Origin of the sequence: Streptomyces sp. NPDC008125, assembly GCF_042957125.1 — a bacterium.
Lineage (GTDB): Bacteria > Actinomycetota > Actinomycetes > Streptomycetales > Streptomycetaceae > Streptomyces.
This window is the reverse complement of sequence record NZ_JBIBHR010000022.1, coordinates 43,112-55,783: the sequence shown is the minus strand read 5'-3', so window position 1 is coordinate 55,783 and position 12,672 is coordinate 43,112. Positions and strand designations below refer to the sequence as shown.

Genomic DNA, 12,672 nt, shown 5'->3' with positions numbered 1-12,672 from the left:
GGGTTGGCCATCGGACGAATAGGGGTCGGGTGCGTGGGGCTCAGTGGTGCTTGGCGAGCGCGCCCTGGATGAAGGTGCAGGTCAGGAGTACGAAGACGTACGCCTGCAGCGCCTGGATGAAGAGCTCGAACGCGGTCATCACGATGACCATCACGAACGAGACGCCGGCGTAGGCGATACCGATGCCGTTGAGCAGGTACCAGCTGGCGATCGTGAAGAGCAGCAGCAGCGTGTGGCCCGCGAACATGTTCGCGAACAGTCGCACCGCGTGCGTGAACGGACGGACCAGGAGGTTCGAGAAGAGCTCGATGAACGCGGCGAGCCAGGCGACCGGGCCGAGCGACTTGTCGAAGCCGGTGATGTTCTTCCAACCGCCCGACCAGCCGTGCTTCTTGAACGTCAGGCTCACCCAGAGCACGTAGACGATCGCGGCGAGCACGGCGGGGTACGAGATGATCGACGTCACCGGGAACTGGGCGACCGGGATGATCGACCAGAGGTTCATCATCCACACGAAGAAGAACAGCGAGACGACGAGCGGGACGTACTTCTCGCCCTCGCGCTTGCCGATGGTCTCGTGCACGACACCGCGGCGGATGAAGTCGTAACCCATCTCGGCGACGGACTGCAGCTTGCCGGGGACGATCTTGGGCTTGGCGAACGCGGCCCAGAAGAAACCGACGATGATGACCGAGCCCAGCAGGGCCAGCAGCATCGGCTTGTTGAAGTACAGGTTGCTGTCCGCATCGCCCCAGAGGGGTTCGAACAGGAACGAGTGCAGGCCGGGTGCCGGGAAACCACAACCGTCAAAGATGTGGCAATCGGTCTCGAAGGCGAGCACCTGTGTCGGGTCAGCACTCACCGCGGGCTCCTTCAGCGTGGCGCATAGGTACGGCAACCTCGTTGTGTCGGCGCGGCGCGCAGCCGCGGTTCGGCACTGGACTGGTGTTTCGGATGTGAGAGCGGCAGTCAGGCATGTGAGCCTCGCGATCGGGCAGGCGTCAGCTCACATGCCCGCGCCCGCAGTGCCGCAGTTGGAACCGGACGATAGCAGGGTCCGGATCGGGCGTTTATTCCGCCCCTACCCTTCACGTCGGGGAGCCGGTCTTTTCGGGCTTTTCGGCCTTGCCGGACTCGGGTTCGACGTAGAGCATCTTGGCCGTCATGTGCGCACGGGCCTGGGCACCGATCCATACGAGGGTGAGCGCGACCAGTGAGATCGCGAACGCCTTCGGATTGAACGCGGTCGTGTCCTTGAACAGGGCTACGAAGATCACCATCAGCAGGAGCTGAGCGGTGTACAGCAACAGCCCCATCATCTGGAACAGATGCGGGAGGGACCGGGCGGTCCGCTGCAGGACGACGAGTCCGAGCCCCATGAAGAAGAGCGAGACCACCGCCCCCACGAGCGCGCCGAGCGCCCCCTTGCCGCCGGCCACACCCGCGCTGACGGCCACGGCGATGACGCCGGCGGCAGCGGTGGGCAGGGCGGTGTGGAGGAGGGTCCGGGCGTCGTTGGTCGGCATGGCGGCAGCTCCGCTTGCTTGGGGTGGGCAAATGGTGTCGTCATGGACGAGCGTAGGCCCGGTCCGAGTCGATGCCTGAGGCCAATGGACCGACGTACTCGGGTCCTTCGGCTCTGTCACCGGGTCTCGTGAACGGTATCACAAACTATTTGATGAGGTCTTTACCTCAAAAGTGTGCCAACTGTCACACGTGAGGACTAGTTGCCTGCGTGGCGCGCGACAATCCGACGACTTGTCTGGTAAAGGCTACGGCTTCCGAAAGGTCAACGCGAGGAATCTGCCTTGCGCCGATCGGAGAACCGCGAACGAGTGCCGATCGCGGTCGCTCCGTTGACGCCGGAGACGCCCACCGCGACCCGTGCGCCCTCGGAGTCCTCGTCCGCGACGTGCGAGCCACGGGCTTCCGGGGTGCCCGCGCCCTCCCCGGGCAGCTCCTCGTGGGGTCCCTCGGGAAGGACGACCCGACGACGGCGCCGGTAGCGGGGCGGCACCAGGGAGTTGGCCCAGCGCGGGGCGCGCGGCGTGAAGCGCGGCAGCAGGAGCAGGACCAGCCCGACGGCGCTGAGGAAGACGATCACCAGCACGATCCACATCGACGCCGAGTGCACCGAGTAGCCGACGGCACCGAAGGCGATCAGCGCCGACCAGAAGTACATGATCAGCACGGACCGGCTGTGCGAGTGGCCGATCTCCAGCAGCCGGTGGTGCAGGTGGCCGCGGTCGGCGGCGAACGGGGACTGACCGTTCCAGGTGCGCCGCACGATCGCGAGCACGAGGTCGGCGGCGGGGATCGCGATGATCGTCAGCGGCAGCAGAAGCGGGATGAAGACCGGCAGCATCGCGTGGGTGGCCTGCCGCTCGCTCCCCTCGAAGAGCTTCATCGCGTCCGGGTCGACCTGCCCGGTCACCGAGATGGCGCCGGCGGCGAGCACGAGGCCGATCAGCATCGACCCCGAGTCGCCCATGAAGATCCGGGCGGGGTGCATGTTGTGCGGCAGGAAGCCCAGGCACATGCCCATGAGGATCGCGGCGAAGAGGGTGGCGGGGGCGGCGGCCTCGATGCCGTAGCCGTACCAGAGGCGGTAGGTGTACAGGAAGAACGCGGCGGCGGCGATGCAGACCATGCCGGCGGCGAGGCCGTCCAGGCCGTCGACGAAGTTCACCGCGTTGATCGTGATGACGACCAGGGCGACCGTGAGCAGGGTGCCCTGCCAGGGAGTGAGTGCCACCGTCCCGACGCCGGGGATCGGCAGCCAGAGGATCGTCAGGCCCTGGATGACCATGACGGCGGCGGCGATCATCTGGCCGCCGAGCTTGATCAGGGCGTCGATCTCGAACTTGTCGTCCAGGACGCCGATCAGCCAGATCAGCGCCGCCCCCGAGAGCAGCGCCCTCGGCTCGTTGGAGAGTTCGAAGACCCCGCCGAGGTTGAACAGGTGCGAGGCGACGATCAGTCCCGCGCACAGTCCGCCGAACATGGCGATGCCACCGAGCCGCGGTGTCGGTTCCCGGTGCACGTCGCGCGCGCGGATCGCGGGCATGGCCCCGATCGCGATGGCGAACTTCCGCACCGGTCCGGTCAGCAGATAGGTCACTGCGGCCGCGACACACAGCGTCAGCAGGTAATCACGCACGGGCTGCCCCACAGATTTCGCCGGCCATCTCAGCCCCACACCCTAGCCCCACGAGCAAGGACATCAGGGAACGGGTGACGGTTCCACAGGTTCCGTCCACCCGTGAAAGGGGGATACCGCTCGGTGAATCCTCGCACCTCGGCCCGGATACGATCATGGTCGGCCCCGTCCCGGACCGCACCGGCGGGCAGCACGGCGGTCCGGGCCGTGTCCGCCTCGTCCAATCCGGGCCGTGTCCGCCTCGTCCATGCCCCGGGCGGTGACCGCGGCCGCGCCCAGCCGGATGCCCCGGCCGCGACCGTCCGTGAGGGCGGCGGATCCGGCGTGCGGCAGCGGTGCGGTGGGGGTACTGACCGGCATCCGACGGCTCCGGGCCCGAAGGAGTGCGGTGGGGGGGGGCTTCGCATCCGGTGCAGGCGGGTGGGCGCCCGTACGCCCGGCGCGAGAGCTCCGGTGGGGCCGGTCGGCGCAAGGGCGGACGCCCCCGGCCGGAGGACGCCGGGAGGTGCGTCTCAGTGGTGCGCGGGCACGCCGGTGAGCGCGGTGACGACCGGGTCGAGCGCCTGGTTGATCTCGTCCCCGATCGAGCGGAAGAAGGTGATCGGGGCGCCGTACGGGTCGTACACCTCGTCGGCGTCGGCGGTCGGGGCGAGCAGCCAGCCGCGCAGCGCGGCGGCGGCGCGGACCAGTGCGCGGGCACGCTCGACCACGCCTTCGTCGTGGGCGTCCGGCAGGGTGGCGGGGTCTATGGCCCGCACGAGCCGGGTGAACTCCTTGAGGGTGAAAGTGCGCAGGCCGGCGGAGTGGCCCATCGAGATGACCTGCGCGCGGTGGTCGCGGGTCGCGGTGAGCACCAGGTCGGCGCGGATCACGTGCTCGTCGAGGAGTTCGCGCCCGACGAAGCCGGTGGCGTCCGCGCCGAAGTCGGCGAGGACGATCTCGGCGTTCGCCTCCATGGGAGCGCCTTCGTGCCCCCAGGTGCCGGCACTCTCCACGATGAGGCCGCCCTGGAGCGGATCGCCGAGGCGGTCCACGAGGGCATGGCGGGTCAGCCGCTCGGTGATGGGCGAGCGGCAGACGTTGCCGGTGCTGACGTGGAGAATGCGGAAGTGGTCGGTCTGCCCCGCTATGCCACGCCCCTCAGGGGCGGTCAATTGGCCACCTCGAGGTCGGGTACCACCTTGCGCAGTTCCTCGACGGACAGGGCGCCGGCGCGCAGCAGGACCGGGACCTTGCCGGTGACGTCGACGATGGAGGACGGGACGTTGCCCGGGGTGGGGCCGCCGTCGAGGTAGACGGAGACGGAGTCCCCGAGCATCTCCTGGGCGGCGTCGCAGGTCTCCGGGGACGGGTGGCCGGTGAGGTTGGCGCTGGAGACGCCCATCGGGCCGACCTCGGTGAGGAGTTCGATGGCGACCGGGTGCAGCGGCATCCGGACGGCGACGGTGCCGCGGGTGTCGCCGAGGTCCCACTGGAGCGACGGCTGGTGCTTGGCGACGAGGGTGAGGGCGCCGGGCCAGAAGGCGTCGACGAGCTCCCACGCCTGCTCGGAGAAGTCGGTGACCAGGCCGTGCAGCGTGTTCGGGGAGCCGATGAGGACCGGGGTGGGCATGTTGCGCCCGCGGCCCTTGGCGTCCAGCAGGTCCGCGACGGCCTCCCGGGAGAAGGCGTCCGCACCGATGCCGTACACGGTGTCGGTGGGCAGCACGACCAGTTCGCCGCGACGGACCGCCGAGGCGGCTTCACGCAGCCCGGTCGTACGGTCGGTCGCGTCGTTGCAGTCGTATCGCCGTGCCATCAGCCGGCCTCCTCAAGCGGGTACGGGTAAAGGTGATGCGGGCAGAGCGTGCGCGGGGCCCCCGCGCCGGTCACGGCATGGCCTTGCGGGCCGTGGCGAACCGCGGCCGGTTGTTGAGGTCCGGGTGGTCGGCCGCGTCGGCCCAGCCGCGTTCCTCGGTGAAGATCCAGGGGACCTGGCCGCCCTGGGTGTCGGCGTGCTCGATGACGACGAGGCCGCCGGGGCGGAGCAGGCGGTGCGCGGTGCGCTCGATGCCGCGGATGGTGTCGAGGCCGTCCTCGCCGGAGAACAGCGCCATCTGCGGGTCGTGGTCGCGGGCCTCGGGCGCGACGTACTCCCACTCGGTGAGCGGGATGTACGGCGGGTTGGAGATCACCAGGTCGACCTGGCCGTCGAGCTCGGGAAGGGCGCTCAGGGCGTCTCCGCGGTGCACGGTGACCCTGGACCCCTCGGCGTTCTTCCTGGTCCACGTCAGGGCGTCCTCGGACAGCTCGACGGCGTGCACGCGCGAGCGCGGCACCTCCTGGGCCATGGCGAGGGCGATGGCGCCGGAGCCGGTGCAGAGGTCGACGATGAGCGGCTCGACGACGTCCATCGCGCGGACCGCGTCTATGGCCCAGCCGACGACCGACTCGGTCTCCGGGCGCGGTACGAACACCCCGGGGCCCACCTGGAGCTCCAGGTAGCGGAAGAAGGCGCGGCCGGTGATGTGCTGGAGGGGTTCGCGGTTCTCGCGGCGCGCGATGGTCTCCCAGTAGCGCGCGTCGAAGTCCGCGTCCGGTACCCGGTGCAGCTCGCCCCGCTTGACTCCGTGGACGAAGGCCGCGAGCTCCTCGGCATCGAATCGCGGGGAGGGGACACCGGCGTCGGCCAGCCGCTGGGTGGCCTGGGCCACCTCGGCGAGCAGCAGGTTCATCGCGGATCTCCGTACGGGTTCACGGGCGGGGCGGGCGGGATCAGGCGTTGGCGAGCTTGGCGGCGGAGTCGGCGTCGACGCACGCCTGGATCACCGCGTCGAGGTCACCGTCGAGGACCTGGTCCAAGTTGTACGCCTTGAAGCCGACACGGTGGTCCGAGATCCGGTTTTCCGGGAAGTTGTACGTACGGATCTTCTCGGACCGGTCGACGGTGCGCACCTGGCTGCGGCGTACGTCGGAGGCTTCCTGCTCAGCGGCCTCCTGGGCGGCGGCGAGCAGCCGGGACCGCAGGATGCGCATGGCCTGCTCCTTGTTCTGGAGCTGGCTCTTCTCGTTCTGGCAGGAGGCGACGACACCGGTCGGCAGGTGCGTGATGCGGACGGCGGAGTCGGTCGTGTTGACGGACTGGCCGCCGGGGCCGGAGGACCGGTACACGTCGATGCGGAGGTCGTTGGCGTGGATCTCGACCTCGACCTCCTCGGCCTCGGGGGTCACGAGGACGCCGGCGGCGGAGGTGTGGATGCGGCCCTGGGACTCGGTGGAGGGCACGCGCTGCACGCGGTGCACGCCGCCCTCGTACTTCATCCGGGCCCAGACGCCCTGGCCGGGTTCGGTGGCGCCGTTGCCGCCCTTGGTCTTCACGGCGACCTGGACGTCCTTGTAGCCGCCGAGCTCGGACTCGGTGGAGTCGATGATCTCGGTCTTCCACCCGATGCGCTCGGCGTAGCGGAGGTACATGCGGAGCAGGTCGCCGGCGAACAGGGCCGACTCGTCGCCGCCCGCACCCGCCTTGATCTCCAGGAGGACGTCCTTGTCGTCGCTCGGGTCGCGCGGAACGAGAAGGAGGCGCAGGTGCTCGGTGAGCTCCTCGCGCTGCTTCTCCAGTTCCTTGACCTCGGCGGCGAAGTCGGGGTCGTCGGCGGCGAACTCGCGTGCGGTCACGATGTCGTCACCGGTCCGCTTCCAGGACCGGTACGTGGAGACGATCGGGGTCAGCTCCGCGTAGCGCTTGTTGAGCTTGCGCGCGTTGGCCTGATCCGCGTGGACCGACGGGTCGGCGAGCTTCTTCTCGAGATCGGCGTGTTCACCGATCAGTTCCTCGACCGCCTCGAACATCTTCGGGCTCCTGGGTGGGGGTGACTTCTACGGGCCTGCTGGAGGAAGGTGCCGGTCGGGTCCAGGGGTCGCCCCCAGGACCCGACCGGAAAAAACGCCGGTTCCCGCCGCCCCCGAGAGGGCGCCAGAGAACCGGCGCTGTGGCTCGCTACTTGGCGGCGGAGCCTGCACCCTTGCCGAAGCGGGCCTCGAAGCGGGCCACACGGCCGCCGGTGTCGAGGATCTTCTGCTTGCCCGTGTAGAACGGGTGGCACTCGGAGCAGACGTCGGCACGGATGGTGCCGTTGTCGATGGTGCTCCGGGTGGTGAACGACGCGCCACAGGTGCAGCTGACCTGCGTCTCGACGTACGTGGGGTGAATGTCGCGCTTCAAGGTGTCTCCTAGTTTCGGGAGGGCTCCGGGTCGTCCGCGCGGATTGCGCGTCCGTGAACCGGGGCCGACGTACCAGTCTGCCAGGACCGGCCGTATCTCCCAAAACGGGGGTACGGGCCGGTCTATTCCCGGCCGGTCCGGCCTGGGGCGTGTCCGACAATTCGCGTCGGGTCGGCGGGCGGTGTCCAGTACGGTGCTTCGCAAGGCGGAGGACCGCCCGAGTACGGGATGTACTCGGACGGTCCGACAACGCCGCGAGGTGCCGTGCCGGGCGCCGACCGCCCGGCGGGAATCGTCAGACGCGCCCTAACGGACGACGGCGTTGGCGGAGCCCTTGTCGCCGGCGGAGTCCGCGGTGGCGGAGGCGGGGATCGCGGTGTCCGCGCGCAGGGCCTTCCAGACCTCCTGCGCGTCCTTCTCCAGCGGGAGGACCCGGTTGGGGTCCGCCGGGTCGTACTGGACGGGCAGGGTGACCATGTCGACGTCGTTGGCGTCGAGGCCCTTGAGCCCGTTCGCGAACCCGGTGAGCTTGCTGACCGAGGCGAGGTCGGAGTCGGTGGTGATGGCCTTGGTGGCGGTGTTCGCCAGTCCGAACAGCTTGGCGGGGTTGGTGAACACGCCCACCGACTTGACCTGCTTCATCAGGGCCTTGACGAACGCCTGCTGGAGCTGGATGCGGCCGAGGTCGCTGCCGTCGCCGACGCTCTTGCGGGTACGGACGAGGCCGAGCGCCTGCTCGCCGTCGAGGGTGTGCGTGCCGGGGGCGAGATCGAGATGGCTGCCGGGGTCGTCGATCGCCTCGCTGGTGGTGATCTCGACACCGCCCAGCTGGTCGACGAGCTTCTTGAAGCCGGTGAAGTCGACCTCGACGTAGTGGTCCATGCGGATGCCGGACATCGCCTCGACGGTCTTCACCGTGCAGGCAGGACCGCCCACCTGGTAGGCCGAGTTGAACATCTGGCCGGTGGCCGCGGGAGCCTGCTGCCCGGTGTCGGGGTCGGTGCAGGCGGGCCGGTCGACGATCGTGTCGCGCGGGATCGAGACGATACTGGCCGACCTGTGGCCCTTGTTGACGTGCACGACCATCGCGGTGTCCGAACGGGCGCCGCCCTGGTCCTTGCCGTACTCGGCGTTCGCGCCGGAGCGGGAGTCCGAGCCGAGCACCAGGATGTCCTCGGAGCCGTTGTCGACGTTGTCGGGGCGGTCCGTGCCGAGGGCGGCGTCGATGTCGACGCCCTTGAGGTTCCCGTCGAGTGCGAAGTACGCGTAGGCGAGGCCCGATCCGCCGAGGACCACGACACCCGCCGCCGTCCAGGCCACCACCGTCTTCACCCGGCGCCGGCGCGAAGGCTTTCTGCGCCGGCTGCCGGTGCCGCGTATGCGGCCCGTACCTCTGCCCTGCTCGCTCATGGTGTTCCCTCGTTCCAGGTTCCCCGCTGCTCCCTGCTCCCCCCTGCCGGTGTGGTCCCGGCACGGTCGGGTCGTCTCTCGGATGGACGCCGAAGCACCAAGAAGGGTGTCACAACGCCCTGTGACCACCGTACGGCCGAACGGGTGGGAGGCGGACCTGGAGAACTGCCGGTGACACCTCGCTCACCTGCGGTTTCCTTACTCGGTCACGCGATGCGGCACCTCGGGGACGATCACTCTGGGTGTGGCGAAGGTCTCGGATCCGTCCCGTGCACGGCAAAACCGCCCCCGCCGCGGGTGCGACGGGGGCGGTTTTGTCCAACTGCGGTGCGGACGTCAGTCGTTGCCGTTGCCCGGCGACGGGGTCGTCTTCTGGATCTGGAGCAGGAACTCCGCGTTGGACTGGGTCTTCTTCATCCGGTCCAGCAGGAGCTCGATCGCCTGCTGCTGGTCGAGCGCGTGGAGCACGCGGCGCAGCTTCCAGGTGATGGCCAGCTCGTCGCTGCCCAGCAGGATCTCTTCCTTGCGGGTGCTGGACGCGTCGACGTCGACGGCGGGGAAGATGCGCTTGTCCGAGAGCTTCCGGTCGAGCTTGAGCTCCATGTTGCCGGTGCCCTTGAACTCTTCGAAGATCACCTCGTCCATGCGCGAGCCGGTCTCGACGAGCGCGGTGGCCAGGATGGTCAGCGAGCCGCCGTCCTCGATGTTGCGCGCCGCACCGAAGAAGCGCTTCGGCGGGTACAGCGCGGTCGAGTCGACACCACCGGACAGGATGCGGCCGGAGGCCGGCGCCGCGAGGTTGTACGCGCGGCCCAGACGGGTGATCGAGTCGAGCAGGACGACCACGTCGTGACCCAGCTCGACCAGGCGCTTGGCCCGCTCGATGGCCAGTTCGGCGACGGTGGTGTGGTCCTCGGCGGGACGGTCGAAGGTCGAGGAGATGACCTCGCCCTTCACCGACCGCTGCATGTCGGTGACCTCTTCCGGGCGCTCGTCCACGAGGACGACCATCAGGTGGCACTCGGGGCTGTTGACCGTGATCGCGTTGGCGATGGCCTGGAGGATCATGGTCTTACCGGTCTTCGGCGGGGCCACGATCAGTCCGCGCTGGCCCTTGCCGATCGGGGCGACCAGGTCGATGATCCGCGTCGTCAGGACGTTGGAGTCGGTCTCCAGGCGGAGCCGGTCCTGCGGGTACAACGGCGTCAGCTTCTGGAACTCCGGGCGTCCGCGGCCGGATTCGGGCGCCATGCCGTTGACGGTGTCGAGGCGCACGAGGGCGTTGAACTTCTCGCGGCGCTCGCCGTCCTTGGGCTGGCGCACGGCGCCGGTGACGTGGTCACCCTTGCGCAGGCCGTTCTTGCGGACCTGGGCGAGCGAGACGTACACGTCGTTCGGGCCCGGGAGGTAGCCGGAGGTCCGGATGAACGCGTAGTTGTCGAGGATGTCCAGGATGCCCGCGACGGGGATCAGGACGTCGTCGTCGGCCACCTGCACGTCGCTCTGGAATTCGTCGCGGCCACGACGGCCACGGCGGTCGCGGTAGCGGCCACGACGGCCGCGGCGACCGCCCTCGTCGTCGAAGTCGTCCTGCGGACCGTTGTCGCGGTGCTGCTGGCCCTGACCGCCGCCCTGACCGCCGCCCTGGCCCTGTCCCTGGGTCTGGCCCTGGCCCTGACGCTGCGACGTGCCCTGGCCCTGACGCTGCTGGCCCTGGTCGTCGCCCTTGCCCCGGCGGTCGCGCTGGCGGTCGCGGCGGTCACCGCGGTCGCCGCGGTCGCCGCGCTGACGGTCCTGGCGGTCGCCGCGCCGGCCCTCGGCCGTGTCGGCCGCCGACTCGGCGCGGGCGTCGCTCTTCGCCTCGGCGCGGTCGTCCTGCTTGGCCTCGGCGGCGCGGTCGTCCTGCTTCGGCTCGGCCTTGACCTCGGGGGCACCGGCCTGCGCGGTGGCGCGGCGCCGGCGGCGCTCGCCCGCGGGCTGGTCGTCGCTGGCGGGCTGGCCGGGGATGTCGATCTGCTGCTGGGCGGCCGGCTTCTCGGCCGGGGCGGCGGCCTCGTCGCCCGTGCGCGCCTTGGAGGTGGCGCGGCGCTTGGGCTTGCTCTCCGCGTCCGTCCCGGCGGCGGGCGCCTTGGCGGCGGCCTTGGCGGCGGGGGCCTTGCCGGCCTGCGCCTCCTTGATGACCTCGATCAGCTGGCTCTTGCGCATGCGCGCGGTGCCCCTGATGCCGAGGCCGGACGCGACCTGCTGCAGCTCGGCCAGGACCATGCCGTCAAGGCCGGTGCCGGAGCGGCGGCGCCGTGCGGTGGTGCCAGTGGCAGCACCTTCGGCGGGCGCGGCGCTGTCGACGCTCTTGTCGGCAGTCACGCCCATCAGATCGGTGGTGTCGCTCACGAAGGGTCCTTCCCTGGAGCGGACGTCGGCCTTCTGGCTCGGCGACCGGTTGTGCTGTCCGGCATTCGGTATGTGATCTTTATCGATCGCGGACCGGGCCGGGGCGGTGGTCCGCCGGGTACGGCGGAGAGATGAACGTGCGGGGTCCGACGCGAGCTCCCCCTGCTCGGCCCACTCATGGACGAACGTGGGGTGTCGTGCCGGTTCCGGAGCGTGCTCGAAACTGCTCAGACAGGCTGATCAGGCAGTTGGGGAGGCTCCCGGAAGAAAGGTGGTCCCTGAAGGGGACACGAAGCAACGCGTCGCTGGGACGTCGATTGCCGACTTGAGATTAACACTACCGGCTCCAACAAATATTCCCCCTCTCTGTCACCGGCAATCCCTCTGCTTACGGCGCGAGCGGCAGCACGCACGCGCCGGGGCCGTCGAGCGCGAGCCGGTTCGCGGCCCATCCCTCACCCGCGAGGCGGGCCACCTTGTCGGCGGCCCCTTCCTCCGTGAGGGCGAGGACCGTGGGCCCGGCGCCGGAGATGACGGCGGGGACGCCGTCGGCGCGCAGCCGGTGCACCAGTTCGAGGCTCTCCGGCATCGCCGGACCCCGGTATTCCTGGTGGAGCCGGTCCTCGGTGGCGGCCAGCAGCAGCTCGGGACGCCGGGTCAGCGCCTCGACGAGCAGTGCGGCGCGGCCGGCGTTGGCGGCGGCGTCGACGTGCGGGACCTGGCGGGGCAGCAGTCCCCGGGCGGTCTCGGTGAGCACCGGCTTGCCCGGTACGAAGACCACCGGCACGACCTGGGCGGCGGGCTCCATCCGGATCGCGCGGGCCGCTCCGCCGTCCATCCAGGCGAGGGTGAATCCGCCGAGGAGGCAGGCCGCGACGTTGTCCGGGTGGCCCTCGATCTCGGTGGCCAGCTCCAGCAGCGCGGCGTCGTCGAGGCGGGCCTCACCGCCGGTGGTCACGGCGCGGGCGGCGACGATGCCGGCGCAGATGGCGGCGGACGAGGAGCCGAGGCCGCGGCCGTGCGGGATGCGGTTGGCGCAGACGATCTCCAGCCCGCGCGGCTGCCCGCCGAGCAGGTCGAAGGCGGTGCGCATGGCGCGGACGAGCAGGTGCGACTCGTCGCGGGGCAGGGTGTCGGCGCCCTCACCGGCGATGTCGATGTGCAGGCCGGAGTCGGCGACCCGGACGACCACGTCGTCGTAGAGGCCCAGCGACAGGCCGAGGGCGTCGAAGCCCGGACCCAGATTGGCGCTGGTGGCGGGAACGCGCACCCTGACGGCGGCGGCTCGGAACGCGGGACCGGCCATCGGCTGGTGGACTCCTCGGGGCGGGGATGCGGTGCGTGCGGGTGACTCTGCGGCGGCGGGGTGGTGACGGGAGTCCGGTCGGCCGGAACGCGACTTCCGGGCGGCGGTGCTCCGGTGGTGGACCTCACGGCCACCGCACGGCGACCGGGACAGGGCCGTGTGACGACGCTGCCGATCACGTACAGCTTATCGAAGGAAGGT

At 70.1% G+C, this 12,672-nt stretch carries 11 protein-coding genes; all 11 read right to left on the bottom strand.

Annotated features, from left to right (window positions below; all coding sequences use genetic code 11):
* Positions 1-40: 40 nt before the first annotated feature.
* The gene (gene atpB / locus ACFZAX_RS29965) at positions 41-877 is read right to left on the bottom strand and encodes a F0F1 ATP synthase subunit A (RefSeq protein ID WP_390965499.1); all 837 of its coding nucleotides are present in this window, start codon (positions 875-877) and stop codon (positions 41-43) included.
* A 211-nt stretch (positions 878-1,088) separates the two neighbouring features.
* The gene (locus tag ACFZAX_RS29960; RefSeq protein ID WP_390965438.1) at positions 1,089-1,526 is read right to left on the bottom strand and encodes a hypothetical protein; all 438 of its coding nucleotides are present in this window, start codon (positions 1,524-1,526) and stop codon (positions 1,089-1,091) included.
* A 263-nt stretch (positions 1,527-1,789) separates the two neighbouring features.
* The gene (locus ACFZAX_RS29955) at positions 1,790-3,172 is read right to left on the bottom strand and encodes an MraY family glycosyltransferase (RefSeq protein ID WP_390965437.1); all 1,383 of its coding nucleotides are present in this window, start codon (positions 3,170-3,172) and stop codon (positions 1,790-1,792) included.
* Positions 3,173-3,672: 500 nt separating this feature from the next.
* Positions 3,673-4,314 carry a protein-tyrosine-phosphatase gene (locus ACFZAX_RS29950; protein WP_266709134.1) on the bottom strand — a complete coding sequence of 214 codons (642 nt, stop codon included), beginning with the start codon at positions 4,312-4,314 and terminating at the stop codon, positions 3,673-3,675.
* A complete protein-coding gene (locus ACFZAX_RS29945) occupies positions 4,311-4,958 on the bottom strand; it encodes an L-threonylcarbamoyladenylate synthase (RefSeq protein WP_386891249.1) in 648 nt (215 codons plus the stop codon). The genes ACFZAX_RS29950 and ACFZAX_RS29945 overlap by 4 nt, the downstream gene beginning before the upstream one ends.
* Positions 4,959-5,028: 70 nt before the next feature.
* Positions 5,029-5,874 (bottom strand): peptide chain release factor N(5)-glutamine methyltransferase, encoded by an 846-nt coding sequence (gene prmC / locus ACFZAX_RS29940; protein WP_266709130.1) that lies wholly within the window; start codon positions 5,872-5,874, stop codon positions 5,029-5,031.
* Positions 5,875-5,914: 40 nt separating this feature from the next.
* Complete coding sequence (prfA, locus tag ACFZAX_RS29935) at positions 5,915-6,991, bottom strand: peptide chain release factor 1 (protein WP_390965436.1); 1,077 nt, start codon at positions 6,989-6,991, stop codon at positions 5,915-5,917.
* A 148-nt stretch (positions 6,992-7,139) separates the two neighbouring features.
* On the bottom strand, positions 7,140-7,364 hold the full coding sequence (rpmE, locus tag ACFZAX_RS29930) for a 50S ribosomal protein L31 (RefSeq protein WP_327177988.1): 225 nt from the start codon (positions 7,362-7,364) through the stop codon (positions 7,140-7,142).
* Positions 7,365-7,670: 306 nt separating this feature from the next.
* Complete coding sequence (locus tag ACFZAX_RS29925; RefSeq protein ID WP_390965435.1) at positions 7,671-8,774, bottom strand: LCP family protein; 1,104 nt, start codon at positions 8,772-8,774, stop codon at positions 7,671-7,673.
* Between the two features lie 336 nt (positions 8,775-9,110).
* Entirely contained in the window at positions 9,111-11,165 is a 2,055-nt protein-coding gene (gene rho / locus ACFZAX_RS29920; RefSeq protein WP_390965434.1) for a transcription termination factor Rho, read from the bottom strand.
* 388 nt (positions 11,166-11,553) lie between these two features.
* On the bottom strand, positions 11,554-12,471 hold the full coding sequence (thrB, locus tag ACFZAX_RS29915; RefSeq protein ID WP_390965433.1) for a homoserine kinase: 918 nt from the start codon (positions 12,469-12,471) through the stop codon (positions 11,554-11,556).
* Positions 12,472-12,672: the final 201 nt, after the last annotated feature.